This window comes from Porcibacter vitabionis, from assembly GCF_046263795.1.
Taxonomy (GTDB): Bacteria; Bacillota; Clostridia; order Lachnospirales; family Lachnospiraceae; genus Lachnocurva.
Genome location: NZ_JBJYZD010000002.1, coordinates 100,414 through 124,227, shown reverse-complemented (window position 1 = coordinate 124,227; position 23,814 = coordinate 100,414). Strand labels below are relative to the sequence as shown.

Here is a 23,814-nt window from a genome sequence, read left to right as displayed (position 1 = left end):
TTTATTCATCAGATCCCGTCACCGGCAAGAAAGCCGGTGGAAAAGGCTGCCTGCAGATTAAAACCTCCGGTAAAGCCATCGATATCCAGAACTTCTCCTGCAAAATACAGACCACGAATCTTCTTTGCCTCCATGGTCTTGGGAGAGATTTCTTTGACAGATACTCCTCCTTGCGTCACAATGGCCTGACGGAAACCTTCGGTACCGGTCACTGTCAAATGAAAATGCTTTAAGACATGAACCAGTTTCTCTCTTTCTTCCTTTGTAATGTCATGTGCTTTCTTCTCCGGTGAGATCCCGGTTCGGGCTAAGAGGACAAGAATCATCCGGGCAGGAAGCAGGCTTCCCATAATGGTATGCAAACTCTTGTTCATCGCCTTGTCGAATTCTCTAAGCAGTCTCTGATCTAACTGTTCCTCACTTAAAGCCGGTTTAAAATCAATGGCGGCCGGAAGGCTTCCCATTTCTTCCAGATATTTCCCGCATCTGGCAGAGGCCGTTAAAACCAATGGCCCTGTAATGCCAAAATGGGTAAACATCATTTCGCCCAGTTCCCGGAAGGATTGCTTTTTCGGATTCTTTCCAAAGGGCATCGTCAGACTGACATTCCTAAGAGACAGGCCCTGAAGTGCATAGATATCACTTTCCTTTGTCTGGAATGGAACAAGGCTCGGACGAAGAGGTGTGACTTGAAGGCCCGCTTCCCTGGCAAAACGGTAACCGTCACCCGTCGATCCGGTTGTCGGATAAGACAGACCTCCCGTGCAGACAATAACAATATCCGCCTTCACTTTCTGACCTGTGGACAGGATCAGGCCAAGGATTTCATCTTTATATTGATCCTTTCCCTTCACAGATAAAGAAGAGGACTCGTCTTCGGAAATCGGTTGTAAGGCAAGGTCCTTCACTTCTGTCCGAAGGCAGATTTTCACATGAAGACGCTTTAATTGCCCTTCCAAAGCCTTGGTAATGTCCGATGCATGATCTGAGACCGGGAACACACGATTCCCTCTCTCCACTTTCAGAGGGATTCCTTCTTTCTCGATCATTTCCATCAGATCCTGATTGGTAAATCGATAGAGAGCACTGTAAAGAAAACGCGGATTACTAACAAAATGAGAAAAGAACTCATCGATAGGAGCCGCATTGGTACAATTGCAGCGGCCTTTCCCCGTAATGTAGATCTTCTTTCCCAACTTCTCATTTTTCTCATAGATCGTTACCCTATGACCCTTTCGGGCGGCAGCGATCGCGGCCATCATACCGGCGGCGCCGCCACCGATGACTGCAACTATCATAATTCCTATCCTTTTCCTATTGAATGATACTATAGGGATCAAAAGTACCTTTGCCGGATGATTCTCCCTAAGGCTTAAGTCTCATCCTTCTTATATCTTTTCGACAACCGGATCTTCACCGAATCATCGACCTTATCAATTTCATCGCTCTCATAGACCTGATACTCGTCCCAGATATTCTCCAGTTGACCCAAAGTCTCAGCAACATCGTTCTGTTTCTTCATGCAGAGAGAAACGATCAAGGCATTAATCACAGACAGAGGCGCTACCAGGGAATCCACGATCGATGCCATATCACTCTTGGCAATCAGATTGCAGGAAGAATAGAGATTCATCGGGGAATTCACGGAGTCCGTAAGTGTGATCACACGGGCACTCCGATTATTGGCAAATTCCAAAGCTTTTAAAGTCCGCATGGAATAGCGGGGAAAACTGATGCCGATGATTACATCCTCTTCATTGATCCTGATCATCTGTTCGAAGATTTCACTGGAACTGTTGGTATGAAGAAGAATGACATTGTCGAAAAGAAGATTCAGATAAAAAGCAAGGAAAGATGCTAAAGGAGCACAGGACCGGATGCCGATGACATAGATCCTTCTGGCCTTTAAAATCGTATCTACTGCAACTTCAAAGGCTTTGTCGTCAATCTCCTGCAAGGTCTGCTTGATCTTCTCTTCGTCTGACTGGAGAACAGACTCCAGAATTTTCGACTGACTGATCCGTCCATAAGTCACTTCCATCCTCTGAATCGAATTCAATTTATTCCGGACCATCTCTTCCAGCGCTTTTTGGAAATCCGGATAGCCCTTATAACCCAGAGTCATTGCAAAACGAACAACCGTAGATTCTGAGACTCCGACCGTCTCACCCATTTTGGCAGCTGTCAGAAAAACCGCCTTATCATAATTATCTGCTATATAATTCGACAGAAGTTTCTGTCCCTTGGACATACGGCTATAATGCCGGTTGATCCGATTCATAAGATCACTGTTTGTTGACATATCTTGATCCTTAAAATGCCAGTCCGTTTTGATTCGCGTTTTATTATAACATAAAGAAAGCGTAAGAAACAGAAAGACAAAAGCTCTGCTTTGGACCCTGATGGAATCCAAAGCAGAGCTTTTCAATTTGTTTTATGTACTGATCAGTTGACGATCAGACCGGATAAGCACCGTTCTTGGTGTCAGCTGCCTTTGGATCTACGCCGGTCTGCTGAGCCTGACGATACTTGAAGAACTCAGTTGCAACCTGAGGGAACAATGCATAGGAAAGAGTGTCCTCATCCTGCTGCTTGTAAGGAGCAACTGCCTTCTCCATCTCAGGAAGCTGTGGCTGTAAGAGATCTGCAGGTCTGCAGGTGATTGCTTCGGATTTTCTGTCTCCCAATGCCTTCTCTACGACTTCCGGATTGAAAGGCTTAACGGTCTTTCCATACTTACCAAGAAGAAGATCCTTGGTCTGATCGGTAACGACCTTATAACGCTCGCCCATCAAGACATTGAAGACCGCCTGAGTTCCGACGATCTGAGAAGAAGGGGTAACCAGAGGCGGTTCACCGAGATCCTTACGTACTCTCGGTACTTCTTCCAGAACCTCTCTCAGCTTGTCTTCCTTACCCTGCTCCTTGAGCTGGGAAATCAGATTGGAAAGCATTCCGCCCGGTACCTGATAGAGGAGAGTTTTGATATTAACACCCAGAACCTTGGTAGAGATCCGGCCGTTTGCAATATACTTCTCACGAATGGGCTGGAAGTAATCAGCTACTTCAGCAAGAAGATTCTGATCCAGTCCGGTATCGTAAGGCGTATCCTTGAATGCCTCAACCATAACCTCGGTAGCCGGCTGGGAAGTACCCATGGCGAAAGGAGAAATGGCGGTATCGATGATATCGCATCCTGCTTCAACTGCCTTCATGCAGGTCATGGAAGCAACACCGGAAGTATAGTGGTTATGAAGCTCCAGAGGCAGATCGGTTGCAGATCTTAAAGCGGTGAAGAGCTCGGATGCAGCCTTGGGAACCAGAAGTCCGGACATGTCCTTGATGCAGATGGAATCTGCACCCATTTCTTCAATGGCTTTTGCTTTCTCCACCCAGTAATCCAGGGTATAAGCATCTCCAAGAGTATAGGACAGAGCAACCTGCGCATGTCCGCCCTCTTTCTTAGCAGCCTTGACAGCGGTCTCCAGATTACGAAGATCGTTCAGACAGTCAAAGATACGGATGATATCAATACCATTGGCAATGGACTTCTGTACGAAATACTCAACAACATCATCAGCATAGGGCTTGTAGCCGAGAATATTCTGGCCGCGGAAAAGCATCTGCAGCTTGGTATTCTTGAAGCCGTCTCTCAGTTTTCTCAGTCTTTCCCACGGATCCTCATGAAGGAAACGAAGGCAGGCATCGAATGTAGCACCGCCCCAGCACTCTACAGCATTATATCCGATCTTGTCCATGGTAGGGATGATCGGAAGCATTTCTTCTGTAGTCATACGCGTTGCCATCAGAGACTGATGGGCATCACGAAGAACAGTTTCTGTAATTTTTAATGGTTTCTTTGTGACTTCTGCCATTGTTCATTCTCCTTTATATTAGACACCGAAAATAGCCATGAATACACCGGCAGCTACGGCTGTTCCGATAACACCGGCAACATTCGGTCCCATGGCATGCATGAGAAGGAAGTTGGTCGGATCTGCTTCGGCGCCAACCTTCTGGGAAACACGGGCACTCATAGGCACCGCAGAGACTCCGGCTGAACCAATCAGAGGATTGATCTTACCCTTGGTGATCCAGCAAAGGAGGTTGCCAAGCCAAATACCAGCTGCAGTTGCTACCATAAATGCGATCAGACCCAGAGCGACGATCTTCAGTGTGGAAACATTCAGGAAGGCTTCTGCAGAAGTAGATGCTCCGACAGAAGTACCCAGAAGAATTACGACGATATACATCAGCGCATTGCTGGCTGTATCGGTCAGCTGACGAACAACGCCGCACTCTTTAAAGAGATTGCCAAGCATCAGCAAACCGACAAGCGGTGCTGTGGTCGGAAGGATCAGGCAGACAATAATGGTAACAACGATCGGGAAGAGGATCTTCTCGAGCTTGGATACCGGCCGAAGCTGAGCCATATGGATCTTACGATTCTTTTCCGATGTAAAAAGCTTCATGATCGGAGGCTGAATGATTGGAACCAGAGACATATAAGAATATGCTGCTACGGCAATCGGTCCCATCAGAGAAGACTGCCCCAATTTTCCGGCCAGGAAAATGGATGTAGGGCCATCTGCTCCACCGATGATGGAAATTGCAGCTGCTGCCTTATCGTTGAATCCGAGAAGGATCGCAACCAGATAAGCCATGTAAATTCCAAACTGAGCACCGGCACCCATCAAAAACGAGATCGGGTTAGCGATCAGAGGACTGAAGTCGGTCATTGCTCCGACTCCCATGAAGATCAGGGAAGGCAGGATCGACCATTCATCCAATTGATAGAAATAATAAAGCAGGCCACCGACTCCATTGGAAGTCTCAGCCGGAGATGCGATGATATCCGGATAAATATTAACCAGAAGCATGCCAAATGCGATCGGAACCAAAAGAAGCGGTTCAAAGTCCTTCGCAATCGCGAGATAGAGGAAAATCCCTGCTATCACGATCATGATGAAGTTACCGACAGTCAGGTTCGCAAAGGCAGTCTGATGGAGAAGGTTACCTAACGTACTTGCAACGTAACTCATGTAAATTCCTCCTGAAAGTCAGATTATTCATTCATTGTAGCGAGAAGATCTCCAGCCTCAACCATCTGACCTTCAGAAACCTCGATGCTGGCTACAGTGCCGGCCTTCGGTGCAACAACCGGGGTCTCCATCTTCATGACTTCCAGAGTCAGGATGGGATCGCCTGGCTTTACAGCATCACCGGGCTTGGTGTTGATCTTAAAGACTTTTCCGGATGCACCGGCATCAATCTTCAGAGAACCTGCTGCACCGGCTGCCTTCTTTACCGGAGCCTTGGGAGCCTGTGCAGGTCTTGCTGCAGGTGCGCTTGCTGTGCTTCCGGTCTCTTCTACAGTTACATCATATGCTGTGCCGTTAACGGTAATGGTATAGCTTTTCATTATAAATTCCTCCTGAACACTAATTAATATCTTCTCCGGATAGAACGGACAACAAAGTCATCGGTTGTCATTCCGGTCGACGCTGCGACGGCTGCGGCAATCACTGCAACCAGTTCGCCATCATCCGCCGTTTCTTCCGTTTTTTCGACTTCTTCTTTTACTGCAGCCTGCTTCTCAGTATCTTCCTGACCGGAGAATTTCTTCTGCAGATAAGGAATGATCCGGAAAGCGTAGATAACGAGGCTGATGATGATCAGTACCGAGAACACCACCAGCATGCCCATCAGCACATTCAATGCTGCCTTAGACATGGTCTCTCCCAGGGAATAGTCCACGTTAACATTCATGGAGGTCAGTTTCATCCGGTCTCCGAGAACATTAAAGGTAAAAATGACCTTACCGGTACGCTTGGCATAACTTACAGCCTGTGTGGCTGTAACAGTCTTTCCTGCCTTTTCAATCTTGAAAGTGCCAAAGCCCTTCAAATCACCGAGCGTCTCTGCATTGTCGGCCCAGTTCTGAAGAAGGGTCTCATACATTACATCCTGTTCCTTTTCCGTACCCGTTGCTGTCTCGGAAGCGGTCCGATATTGCTCGGCCTGCTTGGCCGCATCCTCTGCGGAGATCTGAGCCAGATTCGTTGTCATGGACTGGACGCTCTCTTTCAGAGAGGATCTGGAATATCCGTAAACCCTGGACTGTTGATCGATCGACTTGCCGCAGGAAACCAGACTGAGCATCATGACAAGCATGCAGGCGAAAAGGATGAGTCTTTTCTTCATTTTCATAAGTACCTCACTTACTTTGTGCCATGCTTTTTATAGGTCTCATCTTCCTGTTTGGTGCAGAGCATTTCAAAGCCTGCAATCAGGTACTTTCTTGCATCTGCAGGATTTACCAGGCGGTCAATATAGCCGCGACGAAGTGCATTTACGACACCGGACTGCTTCTCATCGAATTCTGCTGCAACCTTGGAAAGATCTGCTTCTTTATCATCTGCACAAATAAGCTTTGCAGCCAGGTCTGCATCCATGATCCCCATTTCGGCATCGGGGAATGCCAGGCAGAGATCTGCGCCGACGGACTTGGAATTCATAAGAATATAAGCTGTGCCGACTGCCTTCTTTGTGATCAGATTGATCTTCGGAACGGTAGCCTCAGACAATGCAAATACAAAAGCAGAAAGTGCCTTCGGCAGAGTCTTTTCAGAATGAATACTTGCTTCATAACCAGACACATTTGTAAGAGTCAGGATCGGAATGGAGAAAGCATCACAGAAACGGATAAAGTCTGCTGCCTTACGGCATCCGGCGGTTTTCAGCTTGTCTTCCTTATTTCCTACAACTCCTACCGTCTGACCATCCAGCTGAATGAAACCGGTAATAAAGGAGGTTGCGTAACCTTTCTTGGTCTCAACAAAGACATGGTTATCGGAAAGTTCTTTTGCAATCTCACAAGGACAGCTGTCTTTTGTAATTTCAGATGCACGGTTCAAATCGTCTTCACAGTCATTGAAGCATCCGTCTTCCAGATTAGACCCGGGAAGAATGGTAACCAGCTTCCGCATGGAATCGATGATCTCATCCTCACTTCCGATACCGTCAACGAGACCGGTGTTCTCGTACTGGAACTTTGCGGAAGCACTGTCACATTGATCAACATTATTTCCCGGAATGGCATCCGGTGCATTTAAAAAGAGTTTCGCATCCTCAGTCATGAAGACAAAGTCGCTGACTCCTGCCAGAGTCGACATACCGCCACCGCATTTTCCAACGACAGCTGTGATTTCCGGTACAACACCGGAAGCCTTGACTGCTTCCTGGTAGATGGATCCGATGCTTTCCAGAGCATCGAAGGATTCCTGCAGACGTACACCGCCGCAATCCAGAAAACCGATCACAGGGGCTCCCATTTTTACTGCCATCCGGTAAATATTCCGGATCTTTCTTGCATGCATCTCACCGATCGTACCGCCCAGTACTGAGTTGTCCTGGCTGTATACGAAGACAAGATTGCCATCGATCAGGCCATGGCCGGTAATTACACCGTCCGATGGGGTGTCATCTTTACTCAGGTTAAAATCCGTATTTCGGCTGGTAACGCCTGCGCCGAGCTCTACGAAACTGTTCTCGTCGAGCAGACGCTGGATTCTCTGAGCTGCAAGACTGTTCTTACGTTCACTCATGCTGCTATCCTCCATAAAGCTGATAAATTTCATACGTAATGTATTTTATCCCAATTAGAACTGCAAAACAACAAGTATTCCGTTAAAAAATAGACAATTTCGACGGTCTGTATGGACTCTTACTTCTTCCTCTTTCAATCATTCGGTCTTCCTTTGTCAATCATTGTCATTCCAAAGGAAAAGTTTCTTAAGTCTTTGATCCGTCAGATGACAGTCCGTTTTCCAGGACTTCCCTGGCCTCTTCCTTTGCTTCCTCTTTAAATTCTTCGACTTTGACCGGGTCAATGACCGGAAGCTCCTCCAGGCTCGAGATACCGAAAGCGCGTAAAAACTCATCGGTCGTCCCAAAAAGGATCGGTCGTCCGGGTGCATCCAGCCGCCCCAGTTCTTCCGCCAGTCCGTATTCCACCAATTTATTGACCGCATGATCTGAAGAAACCCCCCGGATCTTCTCGATCTCTGCCTTTGTCACCGGCTGCTTGTAAGCAATAATGGACAAAGTCTCCAGAAGGACCTCTGTCAGAGCATATTTCCTGGGCTGCCTGGCCAGACGGATCAAATAGGGATAGGCCTCCCGGGACGTGGACATCTGGAAGGCATGATTGACCTCTTGGATCCGGATGCCGCGTTCCTCCCTGTCATAAGAAGTACGAAGCTCCTGGGCCAATTGTTCGGCCTCTTCCTCGCTTATGTCCAGGGCCTTAGCCAGCTGACCTTTTGTCACCGGACTTCCCATGGCAAAAAGGATCCCTTCGATTGCGCGAAGCTTCTCCTTATGTATCTTCTCTTTCTCTTCCATCCTCTCACCATCTTTCTTTTATCTGCTTTCATCCTTTTTGATCTTAAGATCCGCTATGGTCCGCCAGATTCGATGTGATCTCGATCTCGCCGAAAGCCTCCTCCTGACGGATCTTAATCTGTCCGGTCTTCATCAACTCCAGGATCGAAAGGAAAGTCACGATCACCTGAATCCGGGAAGACTGCCCGGAAAGAAGCTGACGGAAGGAAAATTTGCGATGGCTTTTCGCATAAACCGAGAGCTCCTGCATTTTGTCTTCCAGAGAGACCTCTTCTTTTTCGATCTTCCCGAATTTAGACCGAATCGGATCGACCCTGTTTTCCTTTTGACGAAGGACGGATTCGAAGACCCGGCCCAGATCCTTCAGTGTCAGTCCATCCAGAAGCTCATCAATATCCACCGGTTCCTCATAGGTCCTCACTTCGGAAGGAATGTCCGGATCATGGTAATAAAGAGGGGCTGCTTCTTTCTGCAGATCGGCCAGCTCTTCTGAAATGCTGCGATACATCTTATATTCCAGGAGTCTTTCCACCAGTTCCGATCGGGGGTCTACTTCCTCTCCCTCCTCGTTTTTCTCCTGAGGCAGAAGCATGCGGGACTTAATATCGAGTAAGGTTGCCGCCATAACCAGAAATTCACTCATGATATCCAGATCCGCCTGTCGCATGGAATCCAGATATTCCAGATACTGATCCGTGATATCGGCAATCGGAATATCGTAAATACTGACCTTATTTTTATCGATCAGATGTAAAAGAAGGTCCAGAGGGCCATCGAATGCCTCCAGATGTACACTAAGTTCCATAATATTCTCCATTTCATCCGACGAACGAATGAATTTCCTTTTTTTCCGTCCAAGTCAGGGGAGTCTTAAGCCCGAAAGTCTTCTGATTCCAGGGAAAAGCAAAACCAGACAAAAAGAAATCGGGGCTTTTCTTATGCCCCGATTTCTCCTTCTTATATAGTCCGTCATATGAATGACAGAGGAAAGAAATCTTCGTCATCCATGATCGATCGATGAAAACAGGACTTATCGCTCTTCTGCAGGCAGGTCCTTGATGCTGAAGGACATGCGTCCCATCTTATCCTTACCCATGCAGATGACCTTTACGACATCGCCAAGAGTCAGAACATCCTCTACCCGGTCGATACGCTCCTTGGCGATCTTACTGATATGAACCATACCTTCTTTTCCGGGAGCGAACTCAATAAATGCACCGAATTCCTTGATGCTGACAACCTTGCCGGTCAGGATCTGTCCCTTATAGAAGTCTGTTGTGATGATTTCGATCAGGCGCTTGGCTTCCTCGATACCATCCATATCATTTCCGCAGAGATCCACACGTCCGTCATCGGTAATGTCGATCTTCACACCCGTGCGTTCGATGATCTCATTGATGGTCTTACCTCTCTGTCCAACCACATCACCGATCTTCTGAGGATCGATGTTCATGGAATAGATCTTCGGAGCATACTTGGAAAGCTCCTTACGGGGTGCTGCGATTGCCTTGGACATGCAGGTGTCCATGATGAAGTTTCTGGCCTCATGGGCTCTGTGGATAGCTTCCTCTACGATCGGACGGGTCAGGCCATGGATCTTGATATCCATCTGAATGGCTGAAATGCCCTCATGGGTACCGGTTACTTTAAAGTCCATATCACCGAAGAAATCTTCCAGTCCCTGGATGTCTGTCAGAACGATATAATCGTCATCTGTATCACCGGTCACCAGTCCGCAGGAAATTCCGGCAACCATATCCTTCAAAGGAACACCGGCTGCCATCAGAGACATGCAGGATGCACAGGTCGAAGCCATGGATGTGGATCCGTTCGACTCGAAAGTCTCGGATACGGCACGAATGGCATAAGGGAATTCTTCTACCGAAGGAAGTACCGGAACCAGGGCACGCTCTGCCAGGGCACCATGTCCGATCTCACGGCGTCCCGGTCCTCTGGACGGCTTGGTTTCACCTACCGAATAGGAAGGGAAATTATACTGATGAATATAACGCTTCTCGGTGATATTCGGATCCAGTCCGTCGATCTTCTGAACTTCAGACAAAGGAGCCAGGGTCACAACATCACAGATCTGTGTCTGTCCACGGGTAAACATTGCAGAACCGTGAACTCTGGGAATCAGATTCACTTCAGCGGAAAGAGGACGAATCTCGTCAATCCTTCTTCCGTCCGGACGTTTGTGATCCTTTAAGATCATCTTACGTACCGTCTTCTTTTCATACTGATATACCGCATCATCTACCAGAGGAAGCCAGTCTTCATTCTCAGCATATGCTTCACGGATCTTCTCTGTGATCTGCTTTACATTTTCCTCACGAGCCTGCTTGTCATCGGTAAAGACAGCTTCTTCCATCTCTTCAGGAGAAACAATTTTTTTCATGTCAGCAAACATCTCAGCCGGTACTGCAACACTCTCATAGGTGAACTTAGGCTTACCAACTTCAGCCACCATCTGATCGATCAGAGCAATGATGGTCTGGTTTACTTCATGAGCCTTATAGATTGCTTCGATCATCTTGTCATCAGAGATCAGATTGGCACCTGCCTCGATCATGATGACCTTATCTCTTGTGGATGCAACGGTAAGCTCCAGGTCTCCTTCATCCCAATCTTTCTGAGATGGATTGATAATGAACTCGCCATTCTTCATGCCGACCTGGGTCATAGCACAGGGGCCGTCAAAAGGAATGTCGGAAATTGTGGTTGCCATAGCGGTACCGATCATTGCAACCAGCTCCGGACGGCATTCCGGATCTACGGACATGACCATATTGTTCAAGGTGACATCATTTCTGAAATCCTTAGGGAAAAGGGGGCGCATAGGACGGTCGATGACACGGGCTGTCAAAACCGAGTTATCTGATGCCTTTCCTTCTCTCTTCTTAAATCCGCCCGGGAACTTTCCGACCGAATAGAATTTTTCTTCAAATTCAACGGAGAGAGGGAAGAAATCAATGCCTTCTCTCGGTGCATCGGATGCTGTTGCAGTGCACAGAAGGGTTGTCTCACCATACTGAATGAATACAGCTCCGTTTGCCTGTTTTGCGACCTTGCCGACCTCAACTCTGAGAGGACGACCGGCCAGTTCCATTTCGAATGTCTTTACCATCTCACGTCTCCTAACGATTCTCTTGAGGAAAAAAGAATATCCTCTTACATTTAACTAAAGAAGCGGAACGGCATGCTTTGCTGTTCCGCTCCTCTTAAGGCTTCTATTATTTTCTGAGGCCAAGGCGCTCAATCAGGGATCTGTAACGCTCGATATCAACACTCTTCAGATAAGCAAGAAGATTTCTTCTCTTACCTACCATCTTCAGAAGTCCGCGTCTGGAATGATGATCCTTAGGGTTCTGCTTCAGATGCTCCGTGAGCTCTGTAATACGCTCTGTCAGAATGGCTACCTGTACTTCAGGTGAACCGGTATCGCCGGCTGTTCTTGCGTACTCATTGATAATAGCTGTCTTCTTTTCCTTTGTAATCATGGTTTTCCTCCATTTGTTCTTGCAGGGATCCTGCAAATTTATGCCCGAATCAAGCTGCGGTCGGAAATTCCGTCAACTGAACTCAGGTCAGCACCGTGTTTAAATATATCATAGCTTCTTTAGGATGTAAACCGGATTTTTGCTTCCATCCCTATTTCCTTTGATTAAAGAAATCCAGAGCAGTATGCGTGTCCGAAAGGATCTGCTGTTTTAAAGCTTCCAGGGAGTCAAATTTCATCTCCGGTCTTAAATATTTTAAGAAAAGGACCTTGGCCTCTTTCTCATAGACATCCGCCTTAAAATCCAGAATGTGGGTTTCCACACCCATCTGTCCCATCTTCTGAACCGTCGGTTTGACACCGATATCCGTCACTCCGTGGAAGATCCTGTGGTCAATTTCAACCTCAGTAATATAGACCCCCTTGGGCGGCAACAGTTTCTCCGTCGGCGGGAGCTGATTGATGGTCGGAACCCCCATACCGGTCCCGATATGATTTCCATGAATGATTTCGCCCCAGATAAAGTAAGGATATCCGAGAAGTTCATTGGCCTCTTCGATCCTGCCCTTCTCGATATCTTCCCGAATATAGGTCGAGCTGATCTCTCTCCCATGGAAACGGATCTTATCGATCACATCGAAGGTAAAATCATATTTCTTCGACAATCTTTCCAGAAGTTCAAAATCTCCTGTGCCCTGATAGCCGAAGCGAAAATCACGACCGACCGCCATATATTTCATAGAGTAGCTTGTAACCAGGATCTCAATGAATTCCTCCGGAGAAAGCTTCATGAAGCGATCCGTAAAAGGGCATTCCAGGAGATAGTCTATGCCGCGGCTTAGAAGCTCTCCCTTTCTCTCCTCCCGGGTCAAAAGACTTCTGCCTTTCTCATGATCGATCCGATTTTTCGGTGGAATGTCAAAGGTGACAAGGCAGGAAGCGAGATCCTTCCTGTCACGGATCCGGTCCAGAAGAAGATCATGGCCCCGATGAAGGCCGTCGAATTTTCCAACCGAAACGGCTGTCGGCCGATCGATCCTGCTGTCAAAAAAATTGGTAATATATTGCATGTTTTTTCTCGTCTATTCTAAAAACATCTTGACCGCTCGATAGACCGATTCTTTCTTCTCGAAAATACCGGCAAATGTCACCTGATCCGACAGATAGAGAAGGATCCGGCTGTCTTTTTCATTCCCGGCCAGAGATCCGGGAAAGAAAAGAACTTCCTCGGCATAAACAGGATTTCCATTTTTAAGATATCGGTCTGCTTTCGGAAGAACAAATGCTTTCGGATAAGGAAAGATCTGATCCAGGGGAATCAGGGCTTCTTCTACCCTCCCCTGATCCGCCAATTCCTGCAGATCTTCCAGACGATATGCATCATTTACATCGACCTGTCCGATCTTTGTCCGCCTTAAAGAAGCCATACAGCCTCCGACTCCAAGTTTCTCTCCGATATCTGAGCAGATGGTCCGGATGAAAGTTCCTTTGGAAACATGGGCCGTGAAAACGACTTCCGGCAGACGGATCTCTTCAATGGTCAGCTCATAGATCTCGATCGGAACGGCTTTCCGCTCGATCACCTGTCCCTGTCTTGCCAGCTCATAGAGCTTTTTCCCGCCGATTTTCTTGGCGGAATACATAGGCGGGATCTGACTCTTCTGCTCTTTTATCACGGAAAAAGCCTCTCGGATGGGTCCCTCGCTGACTTCCATGGCCCGATCCGTGGCATCGGATAAAACCTGCCCGGACAAATCCTCCGTATCGGTTTTCAGACCAAGGCGAAGAACGGCCCGATAGGTTTTGTCGTGATCCGAAAGAAGAGGCACTGCCTTGGTGCCTCTTCCGATAAATACTTCTAACAAACCGGTCGCATCCGGATCCAGGGTACCGTTATGACCGATTTTCTTTTCATGCAGCATACCGCGAAGCTTAGCCACGACATCAAAGGAAGTGAACCCGGCCGGCTTGTCAATCAAGATGCATCCGCTTTTCATTTCCCTTCTCCTTGATAGAAACCGCCCTTCCGAAGCTGTTCCTCTATTGCAAGACTGATTTCACGAATCACCTGATCCGGATCCTGGTCCTTTTCCACACGGAATCCGCTGGCCTTGGCATGACCGCCGCCATGATAAAGTGAAGCAATCTCTGCTACATTTAAGATATCTCCCTTGGCGCGAAGACTTCCCTTATAAGATCCATCCGGATTCTGATGGAGAAAGATGGCTGCCTGAACACCTCTGGTCACCCGAAGCTGGGAAACGATACCCTCGGTATCCATGGGATCTGCCTGGCAGGTCAGAAAATCTTCCGTCGTTATGACCGAAGAAATCACAGAGCCGCTTTCGTTTCGTTTTGCCTTCAAGAGAGCCAGACCCATAAGGCGGTTCTCTGCAAAAGATTTCTCATTAAAGACCCGGTCTACGATAGCCGGATAGTTGATCCCGAGATCCATCAGCCGGCCGGCGGCCTCCATGGTACTGTGATGAGTAGATGAATACTGGAAGAGGCCCGTATCCGTTACCATACCGGTATAGAGGCATTCAGCGATCTTTTGATCCAAAGAATCCTTGGGAAGGAGGTCATAGATCAGTTCACATGTCGATGATGCTTCCGGATCAATATGGTTCAAATCGGCAAATCCAGGTGTTTTGGAAAGATGGTGATCGATGCAGATCGTCTTTGCACCGGAAAGATATGCTTCCGAATCACCCAGACGAGCCGGTTCACCGCAGTCAACCACAAAAAAGAGGTCAAAAGGATCTTCTTTCTGACCGGGCAGTTCGATTTTGTCTGCATTGGTCAAAAAGCGAAAACAGTCCGGAATGGGCTCCAGAAAAGCGTGAAGATCCTTACCCGGAAAATTTTCCCGAATAAAATTGTAGATGGAAAGGACACTTCCCACGCAGTCTCCGTCCGGACGGACATGGCCGGCAATACCGATCCGGTCTGCATTTCTGACTTCCTCTTCCAGATCAAAGCTTTTATTCATACCCATCATTGTCACTGATCCTTCTTTTTTTCGGAGTCATTCGAAAAGGGAGATTCCGGATCGGAAAGGTCCGAAACCTTCAGACCATGATTCACTTCATCGATCATCTTTGACATATGGACACCATAGGCAATCGAAGTATCCAGATGAAAATAAAGCTCCGGTGTGTTTCTGAGATTTACCGTACGGGCAAGTTCATGACGGATGAAATTCTTGGAACTGTTCAAGCCTTCCATCGTCTTCTTTTCCGATTCTTCATCTCCTAAAACACTGATCCATATCTTACAGGTCTTAAGATCCGGGGCCACCTCGACTGAGGTCACCGAAGTGACCGGAGCGATGCGGGGATCCTTGACCTTGTTACGGATAATATCCGAGAGTTCCCGAAGGACCTCCTCATTGATTCTGATATTTTTAATACTATTTTTACGCAAGTTATTTCTCCTTTATTACTCGCGCGGAACCTCGACCATCTTGTAAGCTTCCATGATATCGCCTTCCTGGATGTCCGAAGTGTAATCCTTTAAGACAATACCGCATTCGAAGCCTGCCTTGACTTCCTTGACATCATCCTTGAAGCGCTTTAAGGAAGACAGATCTCCGTCAAAGAGCTGATCCTTGCCACGCGTCAGGCGAATCTTACATCCGCGCTCGATCTGGCCGTCATTTACAACACATCCGGCAATCAGACCGATACCGGAAGCCTTGAATGTCTGGCGAACCTCTGCATGGCCGATGACCTTCTCCTCATAGATCGGTTCCAGCATTCCCTTCATGGCATGCTCAACATCTTCGATCGCATTATAAATGACATTATAAAGATGAATATCAACATGTTCTCGCTCCGCAATATCCTTGGCTACCGCATCCGGGCGGACATTGAAACCGATAATAATGGCATTGGATGCAGAGGCAAGGACAACATCGGATTCGGTAATGGCACCAACGCCGCCATGAATAACTTTCACAACGACTTCATCATTGGAAAGCTTCTCCAGAGACTGCTTGACAGCCTCTACGGATCCCTGTACATCCGCCTTAACGATCACATCCAGTTCCTTCAGACTTCCGGACTTGATCTGATCGGACAGATTCTCCAGAGACATTCTGGACCGGCTCTCTTCTACGAGCTTATTCTTTTCTTCATTGACAAATTCCTGAGCAAAGCTTCTGGCATCCCGATCGGAATCATGAACCAGAAGGATCTCACCTGCAGAAGGCACTTCATTTAAGCCCTGGATCTCTACCGGAACAGAAGGTCCTGCAGACTTCACTCTGCGTCCGTTTTCATCGACCATGGCACGGACCTTACCGTAGGAAGAACCGGCGGATACCGGATCTCCGACATGAAGAGTTCCGTTCTGTACCAGAACCGTTGCAACAACGCCACGGCCTTTATCCAGCTGGGACTCAATGACAATGCCACGGCCCTTGGCTTTCGGATTGGCTTTTAATTCCATGACATCCGCTGTAAGAAGGATCATATCCAAAAGATTGTCAATTCCTTCATGTGTCTTAGCGGATACCGGACAGAATACCGTGCTGCCGCCCCAGTCTTCCGGGATCAGCTCATACTCGGAAAGTTCCTGCTTGACGCGGTCGATATTGGCATTCGGCTTGTCGATCTTATTGACTGCAACAATGATCTCAACACCTGCTGCCTTAGCATGGTTAATGGACTCAACGGTCTGGGGCATCACACCATCATCGGCTGCAACGACCAGAACGGCAATATCCGTCGAATTGGCACCACGCATACGCATGGCTGTGAAGGCTTCATGACCCGGTGTATCCAGGAAAGTGATCTTACGTCCGTTGGTTTCTACCACATATGCACCGATCTTCTGCGTAATACCACCGGCCTCACGGTTTGCGACCTTGGTATCACGGATGGCATCCAAGAGGGAGGTCTTACCATGATCGACATGTCCCATAACAGAAACAACAGGAGGTCTCGGAACCAGATCCTTCGGATCTTCTTCATCAGAATCCTTCAGGAATTCCTTGATCAGATCCACCTTCTCCTCGTGCTCACAGAGAATGTCATAATCCATGGCAATTTCTTCTGCCTTGTTATAATCCAGACTGGTATTCAATGTAATGACAACGCCCTGGAGGAAGAGTTTCTTGATGATCTGGGAAGGCTCGATCTTCATCCTCTCGGCCAGCTCACGTAAAGTGATATGATCCGGGACCTTAATGGATTTGATCTCCTCTTCCACTGTTTCCTTCTTGTTCTGAGGCTTTTTATTCTTCTTGCCGCCGTTCTTCTCCAGATTTACATAGCGTTCCTGATTTTTGTCATTGTAAGAATTCCGGTCTTTTCTGTCATTCTTCTTCCGGTTATTCTTCCGGCTGTCCTTTGCATTTTCTCCGGAAACCTGAGCGCGGTTATTTCTGTCGTTTCGATCATTTTTCTTGTGATCGTTTCTGTTATTTCTGTCATTTCTTTCCGGCTTGTCATTCTGTACATTCCGGCCGTTTCTTCCGCCTCGGCCATTCTGCTCTTCATGATTTCGGTTCTGGCGGCCTGTAAGGGAAGAATGATTCTCCTCCGGCTTTTTCTCTTCGAAGGCCTTGGAAGCTTCCTTTTCTTTGTTCTCAGCCTCTTTCGCAGCTTTTGCCAGAGCCAGAGCCTCCGCCTCTTTCTTTTCTTCTGCCAGTCTTTTTTCTTCCAGTGCTCTCTGTTTTGCTTCTTCGGCTTCACGCATCTTCTGCTGTTCTGCCAGAGTCGGTTCTCCCTTCCGGGTTCCATCCGCACGGATCGGGCCGGATCCGCTTCTCGGCTTGATCAGAGGCCTTGCCATGGGATTTCCATTCGGCCGCTGTCCATCCCTTCTATTCGGCTTCCTTCTATCATTTCGTCCGTCATTTCGTCCGTTCGAAGAGCCTGTTCCATTCGAAATGGAGCGATCATTCCGCCCGTTTTTTCTGTCTCCATTCGATCCTCCGGCAGATTTTGCGCCGTGATGATCTCTGAATTTGCCGGAATACTGGGCATTAAAAACCGCTGTGATCGTAGGTTTCTTCTTAGGCGCTTTAACAGCCTTTGCCTCCTCAGTTTCCTTCTTTACCTCTGGATTTTCTTTATTCACAGGCATTGATCCTTCTTTCACCACATTTCCTTCTGTATCTTTTCCCTTGGTCTTTCCCGAATTCCCCGGGTTCTCTGTCCGAATGGACTTCATGGGATGCACGGTCTTTTTCACAGGTTCAGCAGGCTTTGCGGCATTCGTGCCGTTTTTATGAAAATGCTCCATAGCCTTCCTTGCCGACTCCTCATCAACACCGGAAGATACGGATTTCAGTTCCAATCCTGTGGAGTTCAGATACTCCAATACATCCTTGCTTGATGCTCCAAGCTCTTTTGCGAGTTCATGAACTCTCATTTTTGCCATGCTTCACCCTCCGTTTTCATATCCTCTTCAATCAGTTTCCGTAAGGCATCTCCAAGACCGGGGTCGTTGACACAGACCGCCGTTCTGTTGGTCTTACCGATCGACTGACTGATTTCATCAATGCTTCCATCTATATAGATCGGCGTTTCATAGAAACTGCACATGTCCTGATAGGCTTTTAAGGTTCGTTTGGAACTGTCTTTTGCAACCAATACCAGAAATGCCTTTCCTTCCTTCACAGACTCTTCCACCTGGTAGTTTCCGCTTTTTAGTTTTCCGGATTTCTCGGCAATTCCGAGCATTGATCTCAATTTTTGAATCATTGTTCCAGTTCTTTCCTCACCTGATCATATACTGCAGGATCTACAGCCGCTTTTAGAGATCTTTCGATCAGTTTTTTCTGTATTGCCTTGTCAAGGCAGGACTCTGACTTACACAGATAGGCCCCGCGGCCATTTTCCCGTCCTGTAGGATCCAGACTGACGGATCCGTCGGTCTTACGGACCAAACGAAACATCTCCCTCGGATCCCGGATATTCCCGCAGGCAACACATCTCCTCAAAGGTCTCTTATTCTTCGTCATCCTGACTTCCTTCTTCGTCTTTCGGATCTGTTTCCATGGGCTCTTCGCTCGTTTCCTCCGAAGTCTCGCTATCATCCATAAGAAGATCATCATCGGATGCATCCTCTGTCACGAGGTCGTCCTCATCTTCGTAATAGCCGTCTTCATCATAATATTCTTCATCCATATCGAAGAAGTCGCCAGACTCTCTTGCCTGGGTCTCGCTCTTGATATCGATCTTATATCCGGTCAGACGGGCTGCCAGACGAGCATTCTGTCCCTCACGTCCGATAGCCAGGGAAAGCTGATAATCCGGAACAACGACCTTCGCTGTCTTTTCTTCGGAATCAGCGATGACAGAGATGACCTTAGCCGGTGACAGAGCATTCTCGATCAGGCGGGCAGGATTCTCATCCCAGTTGATAATATCGATCTTCTCGTTATGGAGTTCTTCCACCACGGCATTGACACGGGTTCCGTTCATGCCGACACATGCTCCAACCGGGTCTACATTTTCATCATTGGACCAGACTGCCATCTTGGTACGGTTTCCGGCTTCTCTGGCGATATTACGAATCTCGACGATGCCATCGCGGATCTCGACAACTTCCTGTTCGAAGAGACGGCGGACAAGGTCCGGATGGGTCCTGGAAACATAGATCTTGGTTCCGCGACGGCTGTCCTTGACGTCCAGGACATAGAACTTATAGCGGTCATTCGGCCGGTAGCTCTCACCGCGGATCTGCTCTCTCTCGGTCAGAATGGCATCTGCCGTACCGAGATTGATGCTGTAGGACTTACCGATCTTACGCTGTACAATACCGGTGATCACCGTATGATTCAGCTTGCTATACTCTTCCAGGATGATGCGGTGCTCTTCTTCATGGATATCCTGCATCATAACGCCTCTGGCTGCGCTGGCTGCGATACGGCCAAAGGTCTTGGAGTCGATCTCTTCGGTATAGACCTCACCGATCTTATAGCTTCCGTCCTTCTCCTGTGCTTCTTCCAGGGAGATCTCGGTTTCCGGGTCCTCCACAGTCTCTACAATGTTCTTGGAAGAACGTACATGATATTCGCAGGTATCCGGATCAATGTCGACTGTGATATTGTCCGTACGATCATAGGTATTCTTACAAGCCGTCATGATGGCGCTTCGGATGGCATGGAAGACGATCTCTCTCGGGATATTCTTCTCCTCCTCAAGCATCTTGATTGCCTTCTGCATAATGGCATTACGGCCGGCATTCCGGGCAACTTCACCGATATTCTGGAACTCAACCTCTTCCTTGACAATGTCACCGACGGCATGATTCTTCTTATCGATCATGGAGGCTTCTGCCGGAGTTACCTGGGTTGGACGATCAGTGATGGGATCCGAAACCGTAAGTTCGCGGATCACATGATAATCACAAGTTTTCGGGTCGACCATGACTGTGATATTGTCGGCTGTTCCGAAACGGATCTCACATTTTCTCAGAAGCTCACGCTTTACGCCATCGAGCATCAGGGATCGATCCAAGCCTTCCTCTCTCTCAAAATCCTTTGCTGCATTCAGAAGGTCCTTTTTGTTCTTTGCTGCTTTTAACTTTGCCATTTCTTCCTCCGGTTATAATTTACTCCACAAACGCCTGGTTGATCGCCGAAATATCGCTTCTTTGAATTGTAAGTTCTTTGTCCGGCATTTTCAGGGTGATTGTATCATCGGTATAGGCCTCTAAATCGCCCATGAAATATTTCTCTCCATCATAAGCCTTATAGGTCCTGACTTCGATCGGTTTCTTCAGATTCCTCTGATAATCCTTCTCTTTCTTCAAGGGACGCGTCAGTCCGGGAGAGGAGACTTCAAAGGTATAGGCCTCACTGATATAATCTTCCCGGTCCAGGATCTCATTCATTTCCTGTGAAACTGCCACGCAATCATCCAGTTCGATCCCGCCCGGCTTATCGATATAGGCTCTAAGGAAATACTCACCAGCTTCCTTTACAAATTCCACATCGACCAGTTCGAAGCCCATTCGATCCAGGATCGGCTGCAGAAAAGCTTCCGTTTTCTTTTCGTAAAGCTCTGATTTCTTTGACATAGTCCCTCCAGAAAAAGCTCTGTAAACCAATCAAATCTTTCTTTTCCTGTCAAATATAGACCAGACCAGGGAAAGACTTTGAAAATACCACAATACGCAATTGAGAGTGGACGTTCCCGCCCACTCTCAACCAGCTGTTACGATTCTAAAATAACACAGAACCATAGATCATACAAGTAAAAAATAAGTACCGGTTGAAAAACCGGTACCTTAGGGTTGGGCTATAAAAGTAGTTCGTAGGGGAGTCGAACCCCTGTTTTCGCCGTGAGAGGGCGACGTCTTAGCCACTTGACCAACGAACCAGATTGTTGACCCGGTTGAACCGCGTCAACAATAGATACTATACAGGATACCGGGATAAAATGCAAGTACTTTTTTTAATTTTTGATTACAGTATCAAAAGGTACAATTCCCACTATAATCATTTCCTCTCCTGCATCAGTCTTCGTATCCGTTCGGATTCTTCTTCTGCCAGTTCCAGGAATCTCTGCACATCTCAAGGATACCGTACTTTGCCTTCCAGCCAAGCTCACGTTCAGCCTTCTTCGCATTGGAATAGCACTGAGGAACATCTCCTTCTCTTCTGGGAGCAAACTCATAAGGGATCTTCAAATCGTTTGCCTTCTCAAAATTATTGACGATATCCAGAACGCTGTAGCCGATACCGGTTCCCAGATTATAGATGGAGACACCGCTGCCCGGCTCCAGTTTCTTCAAAGCTGCTACATGACCGCTGGCCAGATCCATGACGTGAATATAGTCACGAACGCAGGTTCCATCCGGTGTATCATAATCATTGCCAAAGATATTCAGATGATCCAGCTTTCCGATGGCAACCTGGGTAATATAAGGCATCAGATTGTTGGGGATGCCGGAAGGATTCTCTCCCATCAGTCCTGTCGGATGAGCGCCGATCGGATTGAAGTAACGAAGAAGAACGACATTCCATTCCTCATCTGCTGTATGAAGATCGGTCAGGATCTGCTCAATCATCCACTTCGTCCAGCCATAGGGATTGGTGCAGGTTCCCTTCGGGCACTCTTCTGTGATAGGAATCTGGGCAGGATTACCATAAACCGTTGCAGAAGACGAGAAGATGATATTCTTGACACCGGCCTTTCTCATCTCATCAACAAGAGTCAGGGTACCGTTGATATTGTTATCATAATATTCTACAGGAAGATGTACGGATTCGCCGACAGCCTTTAATCCGGCAAAATGGATAACGCTCTCAATGGAATTCTCATGGAAGATCTTCTTTAAGATCTCACGGTCTCTGATATCTCCCTGATAGAACTTCAGCTCCTTACCGGTGATCTCTCTGACACGCTCCAGGGATTTCCGGTTCGCATTACAGAGGTTGTCCAGGACAACGACTTCCTTACCATTATTCAAGAGTTCCACACAGGTATGGCTGCCGATGAATCCGGCTCCTCCGGTTACTAAGATTGCCATAACACTTCCTCCTTTGCCTACGTCTTAATACAGTAAAAATGGTGGCTGCTTTCGCAGGCCACCATCCATTGTATTATGCAATCTTTTCTTTTGCAACATCACAAAGCTTTGCAAATCCTGCAGAATCACTTACTGCAAGGTCAGCCAGCATCTTACGGTTTACTTCAACACCGGCGAGTTTCAAGCCATGCATCAGCTTGCTGTAGGAAAGTCCGTTGATTCTTGCTGCTGCATTGATACGAGCGATCCAGAGAGAACGGAACTGTCTCTTTCTTTCCTTACGTCCTGCATAGGAGGAGGTAAGAGCTCTCATTACAGACTGCTTGGCTACACGGTACTGCTTGGATCTTGCTCCACGGTAACCCTTAGCCATTTTCAGTACACGATTATGTTTTTTCTTAGCGTTTAAACCGCCCTTAATTCTTGCCATTTATGTTTCCTCCTGTCCGAATCAGAGATAAGGTAAAATCTTCTTCATATTCTTAACATTGGTTTCATCTGCATATCCGGCCTTACGAAGATTTCTCTTACGCTTGGTGGACTTCTTTGTCAGAATATGGCTCTTAAAAGCCTTACTTCTCTTCAGATTACCATTTGCTGTGAGTTTGAACCGCTTTGCAGCTGCTCTCTTGGTTTTGGTCTTAGGCATAACCTATTCCTCCTTAGTTCTTTTTCTGTGACAAAACAATGCTGATACTTCTGCCTTCCATCTTCGGTCTCTTCTCAACGACAGCCACGTCCGAAAGGGCGTTGGCGAAGTCATCCAGAATATGCTGAGAGGTCGAGATATGAGCCATCTCTCTTCCACGGAAGCGAAGCGTTACCTTAACCTTATTTCCCTTCTCTAAGAACTTGCGCGCTGCATTGGTCTTAGTCGAAAGGTCGTTGGAATCGATATTGGGAGACATACGGATCTCCTTCACTTCGATGGTCTTCTGCTTTTTCTTAGCTTCCTTCTCCTTACGGGCCATCTCATAACGATACTTACCGTAATCAATGATCTTACATACAGGCGGCTTTGCTTTCGGTGCTACTTTGACAAGGTCAAGATTCTCATCCTGAGCCATCTTATAGGCATCTCTTGCAGACATGATTCCAAGCTGTTCTCCATGAGAACCGATCAGACGAACTTCCTTATCTCTGATCTGTTCATTAATCATTAAATCGCTAATTGGTGTTACCTCCGTAAGTCTTCTCTCCGCATTCCGCTTCCACTGCCCGAGGTCTATGTAAAATATAGACCGAAGCAATAAAAAAGTGGATAGGCAGGCTATCCACAATCATACATATCTCTTCGAAACAGATCAAAGAAAACATCATGAACACTAAGTCACATTTCCAGTGCTTAGGTGAGAGTGGATACTCTGCTTTCTTGTTACAACATTGATATCCTACCACGCCCCTGCCAGCGTGTCAAC

24 protein-coding genes and 1 tRNA gene are annotated in these 23,814 nt (G+C 47.4%); all 25 read right to left on the bottom strand.

The window, feature by feature from the left end; all coding sequences use genetic code 11:
• Positions 1-8: 8 nt before the first annotated feature.
• Entirely contained in the window at positions 9-1,298 is a 1,290-nt protein-coding gene (locus tag ACKX2L_RS02165; RefSeq protein WP_497550622.1) for a BaiN/RdsA family NAD(P)/FAD-dependent oxidoreductase, read from the bottom strand.
• Between the two features lie 74 nt (positions 1,299-1,372).
• The gene (locus ACKX2L_RS02160) at positions 1,373-2,302 is read right to left on the bottom strand and encodes a MurR/RpiR family transcriptional regulator (RefSeq protein ID WP_497550623.1); all 930 of its coding nucleotides are present in this window, start codon (positions 2,300-2,302) and stop codon (positions 1,373-1,375) included.
• Positions 2,303-2,456: 154 nt separating this feature from the next.
• Positions 2,457-3,875, bottom strand: a complete 1,419-nt coding sequence (locus ACKX2L_RS02155; protein WP_497550624.1) for an oxaloacetate decarboxylase subunit alpha — start codon at positions 3,873-3,875, stop codon at positions 2,457-2,459.
• A gap of 18 nt (positions 3,876-3,893) precedes the next feature.
• Positions 3,894-5,042 carry a sodium ion-translocating decarboxylase subunit beta gene (locus tag ACKX2L_RS02150; protein WP_497550625.1) on the bottom strand — a complete coding sequence of 383 codons (1,149 nt, stop codon included), beginning with the start codon at positions 5,040-5,042 and terminating at the stop codon, positions 3,894-3,896.
• 23 nt (positions 5,043-5,065) lie between these two features.
• The gene (locus ACKX2L_RS02145; RefSeq protein ID WP_497550626.1) at positions 5,066-5,422 is read right to left on the bottom strand and encodes a biotin/lipoyl-containing protein; all 357 of its coding nucleotides are present in this window, start codon (positions 5,420-5,422) and stop codon (positions 5,066-5,068) included.
• A 23-nt stretch (positions 5,423-5,445) separates the two neighbouring features.
• The gene (locus tag ACKX2L_RS02140) at positions 5,446-6,210 is read right to left on the bottom strand and encodes an OadG family protein (protein WP_497550627.1); all 765 of its coding nucleotides are present in this window, start codon (positions 6,208-6,210) and stop codon (positions 5,446-5,448) included.
• An 11-nt stretch (positions 6,211-6,221) separates the two neighbouring features.
• On the bottom strand, positions 6,222-7,607 hold the full coding sequence (locus ACKX2L_RS02135; protein ID WP_497552568.1) for a carboxyl transferase domain-containing protein: 1,386 nt from the start codon (positions 7,605-7,607) through the stop codon (positions 6,222-6,224).
• 187 nt (positions 7,608-7,794) lie between these two features.
• Positions 7,795-8,406: an SMC-Scp complex subunit ScpB gene (gene scpB, locus ACKX2L_RS02130; RefSeq protein ID WP_497552567.1), complete on the bottom strand. Its 612-nt coding sequence runs from the start codon at positions 8,404-8,406 to the stop codon at positions 7,795-7,797.
• A gap of 43 nt (positions 8,407-8,449) precedes the next feature.
• Positions 8,450-9,211, bottom strand: a complete 762-nt coding sequence (locus ACKX2L_RS02125) for a segregation and condensation protein A (protein ID WP_497550630.1) — start codon at positions 9,209-9,211, stop codon at positions 8,450-8,452.
• 225 nt (positions 9,212-9,436) lie between these two features.
• Entirely contained in the window at positions 9,437-11,533 is a 2,097-nt protein-coding gene (locus tag ACKX2L_RS02120; protein ID WP_497550631.1) for a polyribonucleotide nucleotidyltransferase, read from the bottom strand.
• A 106-nt stretch (positions 11,534-11,639) separates the two neighbouring features.
• Positions 11,640-11,906: a 30S ribosomal protein S15 gene (rpsO, locus tag ACKX2L_RS02115; RefSeq protein ID WP_497550632.1), complete on the bottom strand. Its 267-nt coding sequence runs from the start codon at positions 11,904-11,906 to the stop codon at positions 11,640-11,642.
• Between the two features lie 151 nt (positions 11,907-12,057).
• A complete protein-coding gene (locus ACKX2L_RS02110; RefSeq protein ID WP_497550633.1) occupies positions 12,058-12,975 on the bottom strand; it encodes a bifunctional riboflavin kinase/FAD synthetase in 918 nt (305 codons plus the stop codon).
• A gap of 12 nt (positions 12,976-12,987) precedes the next feature.
• Positions 12,988-13,902, bottom strand: a complete 915-nt coding sequence (gene truB / locus ACKX2L_RS02105) for a tRNA pseudouridine(55) synthase TruB (protein ID WP_497550634.1) — start codon at positions 13,900-13,902, stop codon at positions 12,988-12,990.
• Positions 13,899-14,906 (bottom strand): DHH family phosphoesterase, encoded by a 1,008-nt coding sequence (locus ACKX2L_RS02100; protein WP_497550635.1) that lies wholly within the window; start codon positions 14,904-14,906, stop codon positions 13,899-13,901. The genes truB and ACKX2L_RS02100 overlap by 4 nt, the downstream gene beginning before the upstream one ends.
• Before the next feature lie 2 nt (positions 14,907-14,908).
• Positions 14,909-15,331, bottom strand: a complete 423-nt coding sequence (gene rbfA / locus ACKX2L_RS02095; RefSeq protein WP_497550636.1) for a 30S ribosome-binding factor RbfA — start codon at positions 15,329-15,331, stop codon at positions 14,909-14,911.
• Between the two features lie 15 nt (positions 15,332-15,346).
• On the bottom strand, positions 15,347-18,295 hold the full coding sequence (gene infB / locus ACKX2L_RS02090) for a translation initiation factor IF-2 (RefSeq protein WP_497550637.1): 2,949 nt from the start codon (positions 18,293-18,295) through the stop codon (positions 15,347-15,349).
• The gene (locus ACKX2L_RS02085) at positions 18,283-18,618 is read right to left on the bottom strand and encodes a L7Ae/L30e/S12e/Gadd45 family ribosomal protein (protein ID WP_497550638.1); all 336 of its coding nucleotides are present in this window, start codon (positions 18,616-18,618) and stop codon (positions 18,283-18,285) included. Before ACKX2L_RS02085 ends, infB begins: the two co-directional genes overlap by 13 nt.
• A complete protein-coding gene (rnpM, locus tag ACKX2L_RS02080) occupies positions 18,615-18,878 on the bottom strand; it encodes an RNase P modulator RnpM (protein WP_497550639.1) in 264 nt (87 codons plus the stop codon). The genes ACKX2L_RS02085 and rnpM overlap by 4 nt, the downstream gene beginning before the upstream one ends.
• Positions 18,865-20,454 carry a transcription termination factor NusA gene (nusA, locus tag ACKX2L_RS02075; RefSeq protein WP_497550640.1) on the bottom strand — a complete coding sequence of 530 codons (1,590 nt, stop codon included), beginning with the start codon at positions 20,452-20,454 and terminating at the stop codon, positions 18,865-18,867. Before nusA ends, rnpM begins: the two co-directional genes overlap by 14 nt.
• A gap of 19 nt (positions 20,455-20,473) precedes the next feature.
• Positions 20,474-20,941: a ribosome maturation factor RimP gene (gene rimP / locus ACKX2L_RS02070; RefSeq protein WP_497550641.1), complete on the bottom strand. Its 468-nt coding sequence runs from the start codon at positions 20,939-20,941 to the stop codon at positions 20,474-20,476.
• A gap of 230 nt (positions 20,942-21,171) precedes the next feature.
• Positions 21,172-21,243, bottom strand: a tRNA-Glu gene (locus tag ACKX2L_RS02065).
• Positions 21,244-21,379: 136 nt separating this feature from the next.
• Complete coding sequence (gene galE, locus ACKX2L_RS02060; protein WP_497550642.1) at positions 21,380-22,396, bottom strand: UDP-glucose 4-epimerase GalE; 1,017 nt, start codon at positions 22,394-22,396, stop codon at positions 21,380-21,382.
• A 73-nt stretch (positions 22,397-22,469) separates the two neighbouring features.
• Positions 22,470-22,826 (bottom strand): 50S ribosomal protein L20, encoded by a 357-nt coding sequence (gene rplT, locus ACKX2L_RS02055; protein ID WP_497550643.1) that lies wholly within the window; start codon positions 22,824-22,826, stop codon positions 22,470-22,472.
• A 21-nt stretch (positions 22,827-22,847) separates the two neighbouring features.
• Positions 22,848-23,045, bottom strand: a complete 198-nt coding sequence (gene rpmI, locus ACKX2L_RS02050; RefSeq protein WP_497550644.1) for a 50S ribosomal protein L35 — start codon at positions 23,043-23,045, stop codon at positions 22,848-22,850.
• 13 nt (positions 23,046-23,058) lie between these two features.
• Entirely contained in the window at positions 23,059-23,556 is a 498-nt protein-coding gene (gene infC, locus ACKX2L_RS02045) for a translation initiation factor IF-3 (protein ID WP_497550645.1), read from the bottom strand.
• Positions 23,557-23,814: the final 258 nt, after the last annotated feature.